Annotated in this window: 20 protein-coding genes; 17 read left to right on the top strand and 3 right to left on the bottom strand. The window is 39.9% G+C overall.

The annotated features are described in order from the left end of the window. Window positions 1–166 precede the first annotated feature (166 nt). On the top strand, window positions 167–493 hold the full coding sequence (locus ACIQZI_RS05785) for an iron-sulfur cluster biosynthesis family protein (RefSeq protein WP_062178421.1): 327 nt from the start codon (window positions 167–169) through the stop codon (window positions 491–493). A 26-nt stretch (window positions 494–519) separates the two neighbouring features. On the opposite strand, the gene ACIQZI_RS05790 is transcribed toward ACIQZI_RS05785, so the two are convergent. Further along, entirely contained in the window at window positions 520–1,449 is a 930-nt protein-coding gene (locus tag ACIQZI_RS05790) for an alpha/beta hydrolase (protein WP_403070442.1), read from the bottom strand. 128 nt (window positions 1,450–1,577) lie between these two features. Between ACIQZI_RS05790 and ACIQZI_RS05795 the strand changes: the two genes are divergently transcribed. After that, window positions 1,578–1,829 (top strand): YqkE family protein, encoded by a 252-nt coding sequence (locus tag ACIQZI_RS05795; protein WP_062178426.1) that lies wholly within the window; start codon window positions 1,578–1,580, stop codon window positions 1,827–1,829. A gap of 105 nt (window positions 1,830–1,934) precedes the next feature. On the opposite strand, the gene ACIQZI_RS05800 is transcribed toward ACIQZI_RS05795, so the two are convergent. Further along, on the bottom strand, window positions 1,935–2,855 hold the full coding sequence (locus ACIQZI_RS05800) for an aldo/keto reductase (protein WP_403070446.1): 921 nt from the start codon (window positions 2,853–2,855) through the stop codon (window positions 1,935–1,937). Window positions 2,856–3,001: 146 nt separating this feature from the next. After that, window positions 3,002–3,163, bottom strand: coding sequence for a Z-ring formation inhibitor MciZ (gene mciZ / locus ACIQZI_RS05805; protein WP_082674981.1), 162 nt, complete (start codon window positions 3,161–3,163; stop codon window positions 3,002–3,004). Between the two features lie 75 nt (window positions 3,164–3,238). Between mciZ and ACIQZI_RS05810 the strand changes: the two genes are divergently transcribed. The 15 genes from ACIQZI_RS05810 to ACIQZI_RS05880 all read left to right on the top strand — a co-directional run bounded on the left by ACIQZI_RS05810 (window position 3,239) and on the right by ACIQZI_RS05880 (window position 16,870). Further along, window positions 3,239–3,790, top strand: a complete 552-nt coding sequence (locus ACIQZI_RS05810) for an NUDIX hydrolase (protein ID WP_403070450.1) — start codon at window positions 3,239–3,241, stop codon at window positions 3,788–3,790. Further along, a complete protein-coding gene (locus ACIQZI_RS05815; protein WP_403070453.1) occupies window positions 3,791–4,978 on the top strand; it encodes an endonuclease Q family protein in 1,188 nt (395 codons plus the stop codon). A gap of 542 nt (window positions 4,979–5,520) precedes the next feature. Further along, window positions 5,521–6,168 (top strand): stage II sporulation protein M, encoded by a 648-nt coding sequence (gene spoIIM, locus ACIQZI_RS05820; RefSeq protein WP_062178439.1) that lies wholly within the window; start codon window positions 5,521–5,523, stop codon window positions 6,166–6,168. 503 nt (window positions 6,169–6,671) lie between these two features. Continuing rightward, window positions 6,672–7,136 carry a ferric iron uptake transcriptional regulator gene (fur, locus tag ACIQZI_RS05825; RefSeq protein ID WP_062178441.1) on the top strand — a complete coding sequence of 155 codons (465 nt, stop codon included), beginning with the start codon at window positions 6,672–6,674 and terminating at the stop codon, window positions 7,134–7,136. 217 nt (window positions 7,137–7,353) lie between these two features. Beyond that, window positions 7,354–7,581, top strand: a complete 228-nt coding sequence (locus ACIQZI_RS05830; protein WP_049682018.1) for a YqzK family protein — start codon at window positions 7,354–7,356, stop codon at window positions 7,579–7,581. 5 nt (window positions 7,582–7,586) lie between these two features. Further along, on the top strand, window positions 7,587–8,480 hold the full coding sequence (gene xerD / locus ACIQZI_RS05835) for a site-specific tyrosine recombinase XerD (protein ID WP_403070459.1): 894 nt from the start codon (window positions 7,587–7,589) through the stop codon (window positions 8,478–8,480). Window positions 8,481–8,742: 262 nt separating this feature from the next. Further along, window positions 8,743–9,930 (top strand): phosphopentomutase, encoded by a 1,188-nt coding sequence (gene deoB / locus ACIQZI_RS05840; protein WP_403070462.1) that lies wholly within the window; start codon window positions 8,743–8,745, stop codon window positions 9,928–9,930. Between the two features lie 60 nt (window positions 9,931–9,990). Then, entirely contained in the window at window positions 9,991–10,803 is an 813-nt protein-coding gene (locus tag ACIQZI_RS05845) for a purine-nucleoside phosphorylase (protein WP_062178449.1), read from the top strand. Between the two features lie 32 nt (window positions 10,804–10,835). Then, window positions 10,836–12,140, top strand: coding sequence for a pyrimidine-nucleoside phosphorylase (locus ACIQZI_RS05850; RefSeq protein ID WP_403070466.1), 1,305 nt, complete (start codon window positions 10,836–10,838; stop codon window positions 12,138–12,140). A gap of 568 nt (window positions 12,141–12,708) precedes the next feature. Next, window positions 12,709–13,875, top strand: a complete 1,167-nt coding sequence (locus ACIQZI_RS05855) for a D-alanyl-D-alanine carboxypeptidase family protein (RefSeq protein WP_403070469.1) — start codon at window positions 12,709–12,711, stop codon at window positions 13,873–13,875. A gap of 130 nt (window positions 13,876–14,005) precedes the next feature. After that, window positions 14,006–14,356 (top strand): anti-sigma F factor antagonist, encoded by a 351-nt coding sequence (gene spoIIAA / locus ACIQZI_RS05860; RefSeq protein WP_062178458.1) that lies wholly within the window; start codon window positions 14,006–14,008, stop codon window positions 14,354–14,356. Window position 14,357: 1 nt separating this feature from the next. After that, entirely contained in the window at window positions 14,358–14,798 is a 441-nt protein-coding gene (gene spoIIAB, locus ACIQZI_RS05865) for an anti-sigma F factor (protein WP_062178460.1), read from the top strand. Window positions 14,799–14,811: 13 nt separating this feature from the next. Continuing rightward, entirely contained in the window at window positions 14,812–15,570 is a 759-nt protein-coding gene (gene sigF / locus ACIQZI_RS05870) for an RNA polymerase sporulation sigma factor SigF (RefSeq protein WP_062178463.1), read from the top strand. Window positions 15,571–15,840: 270 nt separating this feature from the next. Continuing rightward, window positions 15,841–16,458, top strand: a complete 618-nt coding sequence (locus ACIQZI_RS05875; RefSeq protein WP_403070474.1) for a stage V sporulation protein AA — start codon at window positions 15,841–15,843, stop codon at window positions 16,456–16,458. Beyond that, window positions 16,448–16,870 (top strand): stage V sporulation protein AB, encoded by a 423-nt coding sequence (locus ACIQZI_RS05880; protein WP_062178469.1) that lies wholly within the window; start codon window positions 16,448–16,450, stop codon window positions 16,868–16,870. The genes ACIQZI_RS05875 and ACIQZI_RS05880 overlap by 11 nt, the downstream gene beginning before the upstream one ends. Window positions 16,871–17,009 lie beyond the last annotated feature (139 nt).

Genomic DNA, 17,009 nt, shown 5'->3' on the forward strand with positions numbered 1-17,009 from the left:
ATTGTAGTATTTTTAATTGTAAAGGGAAAGAACCCTACTGAGCTATAAGTAAATATGTGCTTTCGATCCATTACAGGTCAATTTGTTTGTAGATCGGCTTATAAGCAAAATAATTAACGCAATAGGAGAGATTCGGTATAATAGGTCTCGATAAGGAGTGGAAAGTATGAAAATTGAATGGACAGAGACGGCCAAACAGAAAATGACTGAAATACTTAATGGACAGGATGGCTATATGAAATTAAAGTATGATACAGAAGGCTGCGGCTGTGTGATGAGCGGTGTAACGGCATTATGGCTGGTGCGTGAAACCGAAGCAGACGACAAGCTGGTTGACACGAATCATATGCCTGTATATATAGAGCGTACAAAGGCCATTTTTCTCGACGAAGTAATGAAAATTGATTTTGTACCGGAAGTGAATAGTTTTCAGCTAAAAAGCCCAAATGGCATGCTGAATCCACGATTAAGCTATCATAATAAAGTAGTATGAAAAAAAGCCGTTTTGCAGGAGAATTCCTACAAAGCGGCTTTTGCGTTATTGGCTAATACATATTTATGAAGAAATTCATCAATTGCCTGCTCATACTCTTCGCGATTTTCATTGTAGCTTTGAGCATGTGCGCCATTAACCGCTAAATATAGCTGCTTGGGCCCTTGTTTCTTTTCGAATAAATCAACGGTCATCGAAGCTGGAATGAACGAGTCATTTTGACTATGAATGAACAGAACCGGTTTCTTAATATTTTGCACAAAGTCAATCGGGGAGATTGCACTCGTCCAATAATGGTCGCGAAGCCTGATAAAGGCGCGTCCAATTGGAAGGATAGTCCAGATAGGTAAAGGAATCTCCTTCGTAATCTGATGCTGTAATTGCTCTTCAAAATTAGAAAACGGGCAATCGGCGATATAAAAGTCAGCTCCATCTTCAATCATACCAGCATATAAAAGTAAAGTTGCCGCACCCATGGATTCACCATGAATGCCAATCAGAAGGTCATCTCCTCTTTGTTTCTTTAACTTAGAGATTACCGCCTGTAAATCGAATTTCTCATAATGACCATAACTGCTCGTTTTACCGCCAGATTCCCCGTGGCGGCGGTGGTCATAAATCACAGTATTGAAGCCACGTTCAAGAAAAATCGAACTATATTTAATCGAATTCACCTTATTTTCCGTCACTCCATGACAAATAATTACCCATTTATTCGTATCATGCGGTTCAATAAATAAACATTTCAATTGATAGCCTGAAGGCGAAACAACCCAGCTTTCCGTTTTCGGCAGCGCCGCAAAATCCTGTGGATTCAATCGCTTTGCTGTAATTTCACGTTTTTTAATAAATTCATCTTCTTTTTTCTTCATAAACATTACTCGATTGGAAAAATAGATGCCGATTCCGATTATGTAAATCAGCACCCCGGCTAACGCCAAAAACCACTTTTTCATTTTACATCCCTCGATTTCCATGAAATACTATCATTATATAGCTGGCAGAATCAGATGACAAATGAATCCAAATCATGAAGCAATCGTGATATACTAATAGGTACGAATTTAGTGGAGGTTTTTTTACTATGAAGAAAAAGCAAACGAAGCAACAACATCCGAAAAGAGAGAAAGACGATTCGTTAAAGCTTGGCGATTTAATCAGCGGGGATATTATGGCGCAGCTTAAAAGCAAACAAAAAGAGCTGAATGAAGCCCAAGCGGCGGAAAAAGCAGCGGAAGAAGCGAAAAAGAAAGAAGAACGAAGATTACGCGAGAAAAACAAGTCGTTTGAAGAGCTGCTTGGTGAAAGCGATCTAAATTGGAAAAATTATAAATAAATACGAAAAGGGTCTGACTCACACTTTATGAACAACAGTTTAAAGCGTTACTTACGCTTCATTTGAGCTGTATATAAAGCTTGCGAGGTCTGACCCTTTGCTTCGTTAATCTCGATGGCTGTCGTAAATTCCTGCTTTCGTCAGTTGTTTTAGGAAAAGAATTTCTTCTTCGGAAAGTGGAGTGCACAAAGTAGCACGGCAGTTTTCACGAAGCTGCTGAACGGAGCTTGCTCCTGGAATAACTGCACCAACCTCTGGATGTGACAGAACATATTGTAGTGCCGTTTCGTTCAGATTGCGTGGAGTTAGTTTTTCTTTTATCTGTGGCAGAATGGCTTCTAATTCTGTAAAGCTATAATCTAAGTATCCATTCTGCTTTATCTTTTCAGAAGCTTTCTCAAGTGTTTTTTCGCTTAGAAGCCCTTTCGCCACAGGTCCGCGGGCAATTACGCTGATTTTATTTTCGGAAAGCAGCGGTAGCCATTCTTCAGGTCGACGATCAAGCAGGCTATATTGCATCATCACGGATTCGATGTTGGATTTTGCAGCAAATTCTTTAATGACATTTGGGCGAATCGAGGAAATACCATAATAGCGGATGTATCCTTCTTTTTTTAATTCCTCGAAAGCATCAATTGTTTCCTCAATATGATCTGCAATCGTGCCTCCGTGGAGCTGGTAGAGATCGATATAGTCCGTCCCAAGACGGTGCAGGCTATCTTTTACCGCTTTTTTTATATAGTCTGCGGAAGGATCCCAGCTCCAGCTGTCGAGACTCTCATTCCAGCGATTTCCAACCTTTGTGGCAATCACTACATCACCGCGGACCGACTGAAGCGATTCCCCAACAATCTTTTCATTTTGACCAAAATGATATAAATCTGCTGTATCAAAGTAATTGATACCTTCGTCAAGTGCAGCTTTAATGATTTCCTTTGCTTGGTTTTCATCGGTTCCAAGCGACATACAGCCGAGACCAATCTTAGAAATTTGTAAATCAGAATTCCCTAACTTTCGCTTTTCCAACGCTTTCACTCCTCATCATGACTGTTTCATTATAAAATGTAATATAAATCAATTGTAAAGGAGGAAGGCGACTTACTCAAAGAATTAACATTATCTGAATAGAAAGTGGTGGTTCTCTTTAAAATACTCAAGAAGCAGTCTGTCTTTCACTTGATACGTGTTAAAAATCGTTCTTTTTTCGATGAGTGAATGTCGTTAATCCAATCGTTAACAAATTCATATTTTTTTTGGAATTCTTTAAGCTTTTGTTGAATTTCCCAGCTCTTTCCCGTAAGAACAATCCCTTTTTCCAATACATATAGTTTCATAAAAATCACTCTCCAGCATTAATATGGTAAAATATATGAACGATCATGCGAGAAGTAGAACAAGGAGTGGATAAAATGAAAAAGTTTGAAGAAAAAACGATTACGTCTCAATCTATATTTAAAGGAAAAATCATTAGCCTACAGGTGGATGAGGTCGAATTGCCAGACGGAAATACGAGCAAAAGAGAAATTATTAAACATCCAGGGGCAGTGGCTGTCATTGCGGTAACCGATGAAGGGAAGATCATTATGGTCGAACAGTATCGGAAAGCTATGGAAAGAAGTCTCGTTGAAATTCCTGCTGGTAAGCTTGAACCAGGGGAAGATCCTGCTCATTCGGCTGCACGTGAATTAGAAGAAGAAACAGGGTATGGATGTGCGGAAATGGAGCATCTTACGTCTTTCTACACATCACCTGGGTTCGCTGATGAAATAGTGCATATGTATGTGGCTCATGGTTTGCGCAAGATAGAGCAGCCAGCTGGGACAGATGATGATGAATTTGTGGAACTGATGGAATTAACCTTAGAAGAAGCTGTCCAGTATGAATTAGAAGGAAAGATCAAGGATGCGAAAACGGCGTATGCGGTTCAGTATTTACAATTACAACAGGCGATTGCTAAATAAATGAATGAATATTATGCAGATCTGCACATTCACATCGGACGGACATGGACGGGTAAAGCAGTTAAAATCACTGGTGCCAAATCCTTAACGTTATCTGAAGTGTTAAAGGTATCAAGTGAACGTAAAGGGCTGGATATGATTGGTGTCATTGATTGCCATTCACCAGAGGTCATCGAAGAAATAGACGAGTTGCTGAAGCAGGGGAGCGTAACTGAAATAGAGGGAGGCGGTTTACGATTTGGCAAAACGACCCTTATTCCTGGTTCAGAAATCGAAGTCTATGATAGCCAGTGTAAAGGCCCAGTTCATGTACTAGCTTATTTTCCTACATTAGATAAGATGAGGATTTTCTCAAAATGGATGGCGCAGCATGTGACAAATATTCAACTAAGCTCGCAACGGATTTATTGCGAAGGAAAAACGCTACAACTAAAAGTGAAGGAGTTAGGAGGGCTGTTTATTCCAGCCCATGTATTTACTCCTTTCAAAAGCTTGTACGGAAAAGGGGTCAGTAAAAGTTTAACGGAAGTATTTGACCCGAAACTAATTGATGCGATAGAACTTGGATTAAGCTCAGACACAAGTATGGCCAAAGAGATGAATGAGCTGAACGATTATGTATTTATTACGAACTCTGATGCCCATTCACTCGGAAAAATTGCTAGGGAATATCAAAAATTGGAGCTCAAAGAACCGAGCTTTTCAGAGCTTAACATGGCATTTCAAGGAACTGGTGGCAGAAGGGTTGCTACGAATTATGGACTGAATCCGAAGCTAGGCAAATATCATAATACCGTCTGTGCAAAATGCTTTGCACCGGCTGAACCGAATACGAAAGTGTGCTTGAATTGCGGAGCGAAAGCAATCGTCAAAGGTGTTGCATTACGGATTGCAGAGCTTGCTAGCATAAATCATACCCATATTTATCGTGACCGGCCACCATATATTCACCAAATTCCACTCGATTTCATTCCAGGACTTGGACCGAAAACAATGGACAAACTTCTAGACTATTTCGGTTCGGAAATGAATATTTTACATGAAGCCACCTTTGAACAATTACATCAGGTCGTACCTGAAAAAATCGCACACTATATTGATTTGGCACGTAAAGGGCAATTGGTGATTGAGACAGGTGGCGGCGGAAGGTACGGCAAGGTGAAGGCAAATGAAAAGGAATCCCATTAAAGAATTTACTCACTCGCCACAATGAGTGTTAAAAGAGTCGAAATGTTAAAACCGTGAACAGAGAATAAGGCGATATAGCTGCAAAGAAAAGCTCGCTGAAGTCACGTGGGCACTGAAAAAGTAACTCATTTTGAAAGTAGCGAAGATTTTTATCGATATACAGACAATAGAAGAAGCTAACAACCTATATATAGTGGGTCGTTAGCTTCTTTTTCTCTTTAAAAGGACTTTTTCAGTAGCCTCGAAATCACAGCAGGCTTTTCTTATTTTATAATTTTCGAAAACACGCAAGTATCCCGCACCGATTTGCCATCCACACTCACACTATCATTTCGAAGAATTGTCTCAAGAACAAAGCCCAATTACTCGGGACCCCGTCTACTGCTAACATTGTTCGGATCGCAGCGAATCTCTACTCGCTTTGCTCCAAACATATCAGTTGTCTGAAAAAACAAACAACTTATCGTGTTGAAAAAAATTCTGAGTCATAATGGACACGATTCATCATACAATTTAGTAAGTAATAGTCGGGAGGAAAAAAGATGAAGAAAAAATCCGTCGTACCAAACGCAGCAATTAATCATATCAACGAACATTCCTCATTGTATGTGTTTATTACCGTACTATTTTTAATGGGGGTCATCTTTGGGGCCATTCTTGTCAATAGTTTGAGCTTTACTCAGAGTGATGACTTATTTTATTATCTATCGCAATTTTTTGGACAAGTATCCGAGGCGAAAGTTACGGCTGATTGGGACATGTTTACCCAAAGCGTTTCTCATAATGTAAAATATATAGCGGTTATGTGGATATTAGGAGTGTCAGTAATCGGTCTGCCTGTAATTTTGGTTTTACTGTTTTTAAAAGGAATAGTAGTTGGATTTACAGTTGGTTTCTTGGTTAGCCAAATGGGGTGGGGGGGCTTCTTGCTTTCTTTTGTTTCGATTCTACCGCAAAATATTATTATCGTTCCTGTATTTATCATCATCGCCGTCATATCCGTTTCGTTATCGACGAAAATGATACAAAGAATTCTCATGAAACAAATTCGCGAGCCGTTAAAGCCGATTATCATGCGTTATATATTTGCATTGACCGTATCGGTCGTATTTTTAGCCTGCGCTGGTGCAATTGAAGCCTATGTATCTCCTTCTCTAATGAAAAATGTCGTTAGTTTATTAAATAGATAAAACATCCATGAGCGCCTGCTCTAAAACTAAAGCTATGAAAAAGGTCCAGGTTCTATAAAGTGAAATTTCAATCAGTGGGGGGCTTCATCCCCCACTGATTTTTTAGTCCCGTTCTCCTGTCGCTAAGTTCTTCGCTTTCGCTTCGATCAATCGATAGTGCGAACCCGCTTCAATGAATTACAGACTAAGTACGCCGCGTCCTTTAGTCTTTCGTCTGTGTGACCCACATCCTGAGGGCACAAATTTTACCACTGAAGAGCACAGCGGTAAGTTTCACTGTATCTCACCAATCGGGCTTTTACGGGTAGTTATCCCATCTATGCTTCCTCGATTCTTCTAAGCTTTGAGGTGGGACTACTGCACGTTAATGCGGGATAAATTGTATCACCTATATGAAGCTCCGCACCTTTTTCGCAGAAAAATAAGCAGATGAAGATTTTCTTTTTTGACAGTTTTCCCTCTTTTGATATAATAGAAACGATACGGCGCGGGAGGGAAAAGGTATGGAGACTAGAATCGATCGAATAAAAAAGCAGTTGCACTCGTCCAGCTATAAATTGACGCCTCAACGAGAAGCGACCGTCCGCGTTTTACTTGAACATGAAGAGGATCATTTAAGCGCTGAAGACGTTTACCTCCTTGTCAAAGAGAAGGCGCCGGAGATAGGTTTGGCAACAGTATATCGTACGCTTGAATTGCTTACTGAATTAAAAATAGTTGATAAGATTAACTTTGGTGACGGAGTGTCCCGATACGATTTAAGACAGGAAGGCGCAGCGCATTTTCATCATCATCTTGTATGTGTGGAATGTGGTGCAGTGGACGAAATTCAGGAAGATTTGCTTGAAGATGTAGAAGTAATCGTTGAACGTGATTGGAATTTTAAAATAAAAGATCATAGATTGACCTTCCACGGAATTTGCCACAGATGCCATGATAAAACAGAAGATGATGAAGCAACTGAATGAGTTACGCAGCCTTTTCCTACACAAGGAGAAGGTTTTTTGCATATTTCCCTTATTTAAAGCAAAAACCCGTATAAAACCTGTCTGACTTGGCATAGATTGAAGTAAGACAAGTTATTCGAACTGTGAATCAAAGAGTGCAGACTCGAATAAAGTGAAACTTCCATAAGTGAGGGTTTTTCATCCCCACAGATGGTTAGTTAGGGGACGGAGGGAAGAAATGAAGACATCATTATCCATGTTACTTCATACTGCAAAGGTATTGCTGCTCTTCGTGAGCTTTACTGTTCTTTTTTATAGCGGCATGGTATGGTTAAATCAGGAGTTTGAAGGGTATCATCGCTATGATGAACCGAAAGGAACTGCAATTAAAGTAACAACAGCGGAACATCCAGAAGAAGAGACTTGGTTTAGCAGGCTTATGCTGTTTTATTTAAATGGGGAGTAATGCACATGGAAGATCAAATAAGAGATTATATTCACTTTTTGACCGTGGAGAAGGGGCTTGCTAAGAACACTCTTGTTTCTTATGAGCGAGACTTGAAATCGTATCAGACCTACTTGAAAAATGTCAGTCAACTGGCTAGTTGGAACGATTCCCGCAGGACGAACATTATCCATTTTCTTGCACACTTGAAAGACCAAGGGAAATCCTCGAAAACAATTGCTAGACATATTGCTTCGATCCGGTCCTTTCACCAATTTCTCATCCGTGAAAAAGTGACAGACCAAGATCCATCTGTACATATTGAATCACCACAGCCAGAAAGAAGTCTTCCGAAAGTGCTAAGTATGGAAGAAGTTGAATCATTACTTGAATCACCAAAGCTTATCGAGCCATATGGATTTAGGGATAAGGCGATGCTTGAGCTCTTATATGCAACAGGTATGCGGGTGAGTGAATTGATTAATCTCAATGTATCTGATGTTCACTCGACAATGGGCTTTGTACGTTGTGTCGGTAAAGGGAATAAAGAAAGAATTATTCCGATTGGAAAAACAGCACTTTTCGCCATTGACCAGTATCTAGTTCAAGCTCGCGGCAAATTTGTTAGTAAAAATTATAAAACCGATTCACTATTTCTGAATCATCATGGGAATCGCCTGACTCGGCAAGGCTTTTGGAAAATTTTAAAGAAGCTTGCGAAAGAAGTAAACATTGAAAAAGACCTAACGCCACATACATTACGCCATTCGTTCGCCACGCACTTATTAATGAATGGAGCCGATTTAAGAGCGGTGCAGGAAATGCTCGGGCACGCCGATATTTCAACCACGCAAATATACACACATGTGACAAACGTTCGTTTGAAAGATGTGTATTCGAAGTCCCATCCAAGAGCTTAATAGATGGATAGAGGAATGTACCAAAAGGTTTAGACCTCGCACACTACACATTGTTTATCGATTTAAAGGACTTTAATTAGACTGTCAGTAGTGGTTGCGAGGTTTTTAAAATATATAATCATTGAAAAAAGGATAGTCATTCGTTTACAATAAGGTTGTCAGACTTCTGACCTCGAAGAACGCTTACATTTTAAAACGAGATTTAATCAATATTATTACGGGTAGTATAAAAGATAGAGGTAAAAAGCAAGGAGGAATGAACATGAAAGAAGTATCTAAATATAAACGGATTTTCTTAGTTGTGATGGATTCAGTCGGGATCGGCGAGGCGCCGGATGCTGAATTATTTGGTGATAAGGGTGCGGATACACTTGGTCATATCGCAGAGAAGATGAACGGATTAAAAATGCCGAATTTAGGGAAATTGGGGCTAAGTAATATTCGAGAAATTCAAGGTGTGGATAAAGCGGAACAACCACTAGGATTTTTCTCTAAAATGCAAGAAGCATCAACGGGAAAAGATACAATGACTGGTCATTGGGAAATTATGGGTCTTAATATCACGAAGCCTTTCCGCGTCTTTCCTGACGGGTTCCCAGAGTTGCTCATTCACGAATTAGAAGCAAGAACAGGTCGCTCAATCATCGGAAATATTCCAGCAAGTGGAACAGAAATTCTCGACCAACTTGGTGAAGAGCATATGAAAACAGGGGCGCTGATTGTTTATACGTCCGCTGATTCTGTTCTTCAGATTGCCGCGCATGAAGAAGTGGTTCCGCTAGATGAATTATATAAAATTTGTGAAATTGCTCGTGAATTGACATTGGCTGATGAATATAAAATCGGCCGTGTCATTGCTAGACCGTTTATCGGGGAATCAGGCCATTTCCAAAGAACGTCGAATCGCCATGACTATGCATTAAAACCGTTCGATCGAACGGTTATGAATGAATTAAAAGATGAAGGTTTGGACGTTCTGGCCATCGGGAAAATCTCTGATATTTTTGATGGGGAAGGTGTAACTAAGTCATTGCGAACGGTTTCCAATATGGATGGAATGGATAAATTATTGCAGACGCTAGATATGGACTTTACAGGCTTAAGTTTCTTAAATTTAGTTGACTTTGATGCATTATTCGGACATCGCCGCGATCCAATCGGATACGGAAAAGCGTTAGAGGAATTCGACGCACGTATGCCAGAAGTGTTTAGTAAATTGAGAGAAGATGATTTATTAATCATTACTGCAGACCATGGGAATGATCCCGTTCACGCAGGAACAGACCATACACGTGAATACGTACCATTACTTATCTACTCAAAACGCTTTACAGACGGGAAAGAATTGCCAATTAGTCAAACATTTGCTGATCTCGGCGCAACAGTAGCAGATAATTTTAAGGTGAAAATGCCGGAGTTTGGAAAAAGTTTGTTAGGATATCTTCATTAAAAGATTGCTGATGTTGGTATTGCTCACGAACAATAAAAAGAATAAAGGGAGAATTGCGGAATGTACGAAAAAATTGAAAAAGCAGCATCGTTTATTAAAGAAAAGTTTAATGCAACACCAGAAATCGGCTTAATTTTAGGATCAGGTCTAGGTGTATTAGCGGACGAAATTGAAAATGCAGTGAAAATTCCGTACAGTGAGATTCCAGAGTTCCCAGTGTCAACCGTTGAAGGGCATGCAGGGCAGCTAGTACTTGGCGAACTAAGCGGGAAAAAGGTTGTCGCTATGCAAGGCCGTTTCCATTATTATGAGGGCTATCCTATGGAATTGGTCACGTTCCCAGTTCGTGTTATGAAGCTTCTTGGTGTGGAGAAAATGATTGTGACGAATGCTGCCGGTAGTGTGAATGAAAGTTTTGTTCCAGGTGATTTAATGCTCATTACAGATCATATAAATTACACAGGGACAAATCCTTTGATCGGACCGAACGATGAGCGCTTTGGTCCACGCTTCCCGGATATGTCTGAAGCATACAGTAAGCAGCTTCGTGCAAAAGCGAAGGAGATTGCTACTTCACTTCAACTTGATACAAAAGAGGGAGTCTACTTAGGATTTAGCGGTCCAACTTATGAAACACCAGCAGAAATCCGTCTTGCAAGGGTTATGGGCGGAGACGCAGTAGGGATGTCAACTGTGCCAGAGGTTATCATAGCTCGTCATTCAGGGATTGAAGTGCTAGGTATCTCTTGTATCACGAATATGGCAGCTGGTATCTTGGATCAGCCACTATCGCATGAAGAAGTGATTGAAACGACGGAGAAAGTAAAAAGCAGCTTCTTAAGCTTTGTAAAAGAAATTGTTAATCAAATGTAAATTAAAAATTTTTTAAGAAGTGGTGATTTCAGATGAGAATGGTTGATTTAATTGCAAAAAAACGGGATGGTTTTGAACTATCAACAGAGGAAATTAACTTTATTATTGACGGTTACACAAAGGGATCGATTCCTGATTACCAGATGAGTGCATTCGCCATGGCTATTTACTTTAAAGGCATGGCTGAAAAAGAACGTGCTGACTTAACGATGGCGATGGTCAACTCGGGAGATACGATTGATCTATCAGCGATAGAAGGAATTAAAGTAGATAAGCATAGCACCGGTGGTGTAGGTGATACCACAACGCTTGTGCTAGGCCCGCTTGTTGCTGCAGTCGGTGTACCTGTTGCGAAAATGTCAGGCCGAGGTCTTGGCCACACTGGCGGTACCATTGACAAATTGGAAGCGGTAGAAGGCTTCCATGTTGAAATTGAAAATGAAGAATTTATCCATCTTGTCAACAAAAACAAACTCGCTGTAATTGGTCAAAGTGGAAATCTGACTCCAGCTGATAAAAAACTCTATGCTCTTCGTGATGTAACAGCAACAGTTGACAATATCGCGTTGATTGCAAGCTCGATTATGAGTAAAAAAATTGCCGCTGGTGCGGACGCTATCGTCTTGGATGTAAAGACAGGCGCGGGGGCATTTATGAAAACGGTTGAAGATTCTGAACAGTTGGCTAAGGCAATGGTAAGCATCGGGAATAACGTAGGCCGTAATACAATGGCGATAATTTCAGACATGAGCCAACCACTTGGCTTTGCCATCGGAAATGCATTAGAAGTAAAAGAAGCGATTGATACATTAAAAGGGGAGGGACCGGAAGATTTAACGGAACTTTCCTTAACGCTTGGTAGTTATATGGTGTATTTAGCGAAGAAGGCGGAATCTATTGAAAGTGCAAGAACGATGCTTACACAAGCAATCAAGGACGGCTCAGCACTTGCTTCTTTCAAAAATTTCCTTGAAGCACAAGGAGGAGACGGGACGATTGTTGATCATCCGGAGAAGCTTCCACAAGCCCAATACATATTTGAGCTTGAGGCGAAAGAAGATGGATATGTTTCTACAATCGTAGCAGACGAAATAGGAACAGCCGCAATGCTTCTAGGAGCAGGACGGGCTACAAAAGAATCTGAGATTGATTTAGCTGTGGGCCTTATGCTAAATAAGAAGATTGGCGATCGCGTCGCCAAAGGGGAGTCCCTTGTGACAATTTACAGTAACTTTGAAGACGTTTCTGCCGTCGAAGAAAAACTGTATGCTAATATTACAATTTCTTCTGAAAAAGTCGAAAAACCAACGCTTATATACAAACAAATTACGGAATAATTTTGATGAAAATAAGGTTGTCCTAAAGGGTCAGGCCTCACACTCTATACACCGTTTATTGTGTTCTGTTCACGCCTTAAACGATATATAGTAGATGTGGGTTCTGATCCTTTTTCATGGTGGGCACTGAAAAAGTCTATTTTATTATCTGTATATTGATGAAAATCTTCAAAACTTTTATAAAGAATTCCTTTTTCAGCGGCCTCTTTCTCATGGGACGGCTTTTTTTGTATTTAAGGAATAGGAGTTTAGCTCACGGCTGATATATGAGAAAATCCGCTGATATAAGTTGCAAATTGGCCGATATATTGTGGGGAATGGCTGATATCTGTAAATTAGGCCAATATTTGAATGAAACCACTCCAATTGCAACGAAGACCGCTTAATTTAGTAGAAATTGGATGAAATAATTTATTAATGCGTCGAAGTCAAGAAACATGAGTCGAGTCGAAATAAAAGCAGATACCGATAGATACCTTCCTTCATTTTCCTTTTTAATTGACAAGGTCTGTATATTAATGATTATTTTGGAAAAAATAAAGCTATCAAGAATAGGAGGGGTTTGCAGATGAAGCGGATAGTAAGTATATGCGCAGCCATTCTACTACTAACAAGCATGAGCATTCCACATAGTTTTGCTGCTGAGAAAAATGGTATTGAATTAGCAGAACAGGCGAAATCGGCCATTTTAATTGAAAGAGATACCGGAACAGTTTTATATGACAAAAACGCAGAAGAGCAGCTACCGCCTGCTAGTATGACAAAAATTATGACTATGCTACTCATCATGGAGGCGCTTGATAAAGGTGAATTAAAGTTAAATGAAAAGATTAGCACAAGCGAATATGCCGCCTCAATGGGAGGATCGCAAATCTTTCTAGAACCTGGAGAAGTTATGACGGTTGAACAAATGTTGAAAGGAATTGCGATTGGTTCAGGAAACGATGCATCGGTTGCAATGGCTGAAAGATTGGAAGGTTCTGAAGAAGCATTTGTCACCAAAATGAATAAGAGAGCGAAGGAACTAGGTGCAAATCAAACGAAGTTCCAAAATGCCACAGGACTCCCAGAGTCTGATCATTACAGTACAGCGCATGATATGGCGATTATGGCCAAGGAATTATTGAAATATGACTTAATTACCGAATTTACAGGGACATACGAAGCATACCTTCGTGAAAATACCGACAAGAAATTCTGGCTTGTCAATACAAATAAACTTGTTAGATTTTATCCAGGTGTTGATGGATTGAAAACTGGATTTACAAATGAAGCGAAATATTGCTTAACAGCGACTGCGAAAAAAGGCGATATGCGGGTCATTGCGGTCGTAATGGGGGCCCCGACACCGAAAGAACGGAATGCACAGGTGACGAAAATGCTGGATTATGCATTTTCACAATTTATGACCCACCCGCTATATAAGCGAGGTGTCGATCTTGATACGGTTTCTGTAAGTAAAGGGAATAAGAAAACTGTTACGGGTGTAACGAGTGAGCCGATTTCTGTATTAACCGCAAAAGGCGGTTCAGCGAAAGATTTTACAAAAAATATCAAACTCGACAAACATATAAAAGCACCGATCAAGAAGGGTGAAAAAATTGGAACAATTGAAATCTTAAAAGATGGAAAAAAAGTGACGAGCTCACCCGTCGTAGCGAAAAATACAGTGAAGAAAGCAAGCTGGTGGGATCTATATAAACGATCTTTCGGCATGTTTACAAAAATAGAGTAGCGTTTTGTGTCAAAATCAAGCCAAATCCTACTTTTTTAGCCGAAAACCCACTAGTTTTGCCAATAAGAAGGAATTGACTCTCTAAAAGTAGAAATTCACTCCTTATACGACAGATAAGGAGGCATGAAGTTTGAGTCTGATAATTGAAATGGAAACTAAAAATCGAGTCTTATGTATCCGTCTAAAAGGAGAATTGGATCACCATACAGCTGCAAAGCTAAAACAACAGGCTGAATCCGTGCTGGAGAAACAGGAGATTAAACATATCGTGCTTAACCTTGAAGAGTTAACATTTATGGATAGCTCAGGGCTGGGCGTCATTCTTGGACGCTATAACCAAATTAAGAAAAACAAAGGTGAAATGGTTGTCTGTGCAATCTCGCCATCTGTAAAGCGCTTGTTTGATATGTCAGGATTGTTTAAAATTATCAAGCTTGATATTTCTGAAGAAAATGCTTTACAAAGATTGGGGGTTGCCTAATATGAAAAATAAAATGGAATTGACATTCTCGGCACTCAGCCAAAACGAATCGTTTGCGAGGGTGTCTGTCGCATCATTTATCGCACAATTAGATCCGACACTGGATGAATTAACAGAGATTAAGACTGTCGTATCTGAAGGGGTGACGAACTCCATCATTCATGGCTATGAAAATGACCCGACTGGTGTTGTTTATATTTCTGTTGTCCTTGAAGAAGATATGGTTGAATTGGAAATTCGTGATGAGGGCCTTGGAATCGAAGACTTAGACGAAGCACTTCAACCGCTTTATACGACAAAGCCAGAACTCGAAAGATCGGGAATGGGATTTACGATTATGGAAAATTTCATGGACGAAATGCATGTCATTTCCCATAAAGGCGAAGGAACCATCATTCGACTAAAAAAGCACTTAACTAAAACCAAAGCTTTGTGCAATTAAGGGAGACACGCCTATGGATGTGGAGGTTAAAAACAAGAAGAACCAGGTCCATTTAAAAGATGACGAATTACGGATGCTAATCCGACGCAGCCAGAGTGGGGACCAAGAAGCTAGGGACAAGATTGTAAATAGTAATCTAAGATTAGTCTGGTCGGTCGTGCAGCGATTTTTGAATCGAGGCTATGAGCCTGATGATTTATATCAAATTGGCTGTATCGGTCTTCTGAAATCTGTTGACAAGTTTGATCTATCGTTTGAAGTGAAATTTTCCACGTACGCGGTTCCGATGATTATCGGTGAAATTCAACGTTTCATCCGTGATGATGGGACCGTAAAAGTAAGTCGATCGTTAAAGGAAATGGCTCATAAGGTCCGGCGTGCTAAGGAAGAACTTTCGAAGACATATGGGCGAGTCCCAACATTGACGGAACTTGCCGAGCACTTGGAGCTGACTCCAGAAGAAATTGTCCTTGCACAGGAAGCAAGTCGCAGTCCATCATCCATTCATGAAACCGTATATGAAAATGATGGGGACCCTATCACCCTGCTTGACCAAATTGCAGATACGAATGAAACAAAATGGTTTGATAAGATTGCCTTAAAAGAAGCGATTCATGGACTGGACGAACGAGAGCGATTAATTGTCTATTTGCGTTATTATAAAGATCAAACTCAATCAGAGGTGGCCGTGCGTTTAGGCATATCGCAAGTGCAAGTATCCCGTTTGGAAAAGAAAATCCTTCAACAAATGAAAGACCATATGAATCAGTGATTCATATGGTCTTTTTGCGTGTAAAAAAACATCTATGAGAGTCTACTCCCAACTTAGGCGATGAAAAAGGTTCAGGTTCTAAAAACTTCACCACCTTATGAGGGTGGCTTTGCTGCGCTGATTTTTTAGAAGCTCCGCACCTTATCCGTAGAAAGAAAAGATAACAGTTGAGTCGAATGGTAATTTTTAGTCATTGTGATTCTCCCGTATGTTCCTTTGATTTCCAATCCATACTACAAATATAAGGAAAAACAGTGCGGGGTGAGTGATATGGAACTAATATATGTACGAATGCGAAACCGCGTATACGTCAAATTAAATCAGGAAGTGAAGGTTAAAGATGTAGTAAAAGTAATTGGTCCTGAGGATATAGTGAGAAAGCTTGAGGACATTACCTTGTTGGAAGTAAAAAAAGAGGACAAAAATATCATCATTATTGATCTAGTTCAAGTTATCCAAGAAATAGGAAGAATGGACGGTGAACTTGAAGTACAAACGTTTGGTCCTGCTCAAACCATCGTAGAAGTAGTCGATGAAAAAAGAAAATTCTCATTTTTATTTTTCATCGGAGTGTGGATGCTTTTGTTTATTGGTACAGGAATCACGATTATGAACTATCATGTCGATGTGAGTATGCAAGAAGTCCATCAAAAATTATTTAAGCTTATTACAGGTAGGGAAGACAAGAGCCCGTTATTGATTCAAATTCCTTATAGTTTTGGCTTGGGACTAGGGATGGTCCTGTTTTTTAATCACTTTTTTAAAAAACGATTTAATGAAGAGCCAAGTCCGCTTGAAGTAGAGATGTTCAATTACCAACAAGATTTAGACCAATATGTGATTATGAATGAAAATAAGGAAAGTATCCGTCAAATTGATGACAGGTAATTTGATTTTAGTTGCCGTTATCGGTTTTGCAGGCGGACTTTCTGTTGGCGCTGGATTTGTCGCTTTCTTAACTGTTCTCGGACTACTACCAAGGCTAACTCAACTGACAAAAACGATGAAAATGATTCATTATTATGAATGGGCCGTAGTATTTGGCGTGCTTGCTGGAGGATGGCTTAGCCTGCAAGGAAATATCTTGCATTGGAATCAATACGTATTGCCGATCATTGGTGTGGCAAACGGCGTATTCAATGGAATGCTAGCAGCTGCATTAACGGAAGTGCTAAATGTGTTTCCCATTTTATCCAAACGGATTGGAATACAAGATAAAATGGTTTATCTAATCATGGCCGTAGTATTTGGAAAGGTGATTGGATCATTGTTTCAATGGATTTATTTCGTCAACTTGTGAAGGGAGATGAACATGTGGAAAATGGTTTATGCAAGAATTTAACCCTAAACCTTTATTCTGTTCATCTCGGTTTAATAGGCGTAATACCCCGATTCAATTTTGGTGAGAGAATCAAGAAAAAATAGGTGGGGGAAAAACC

Source organism: Peribacillus sp. NPDC096379 (genome assembly GCF_044762875.1).
Taxonomy (GTDB): domain Bacteria; phylum Bacillota; class Bacilli; order Bacillales; family DSM-1321; genus Peribacillus.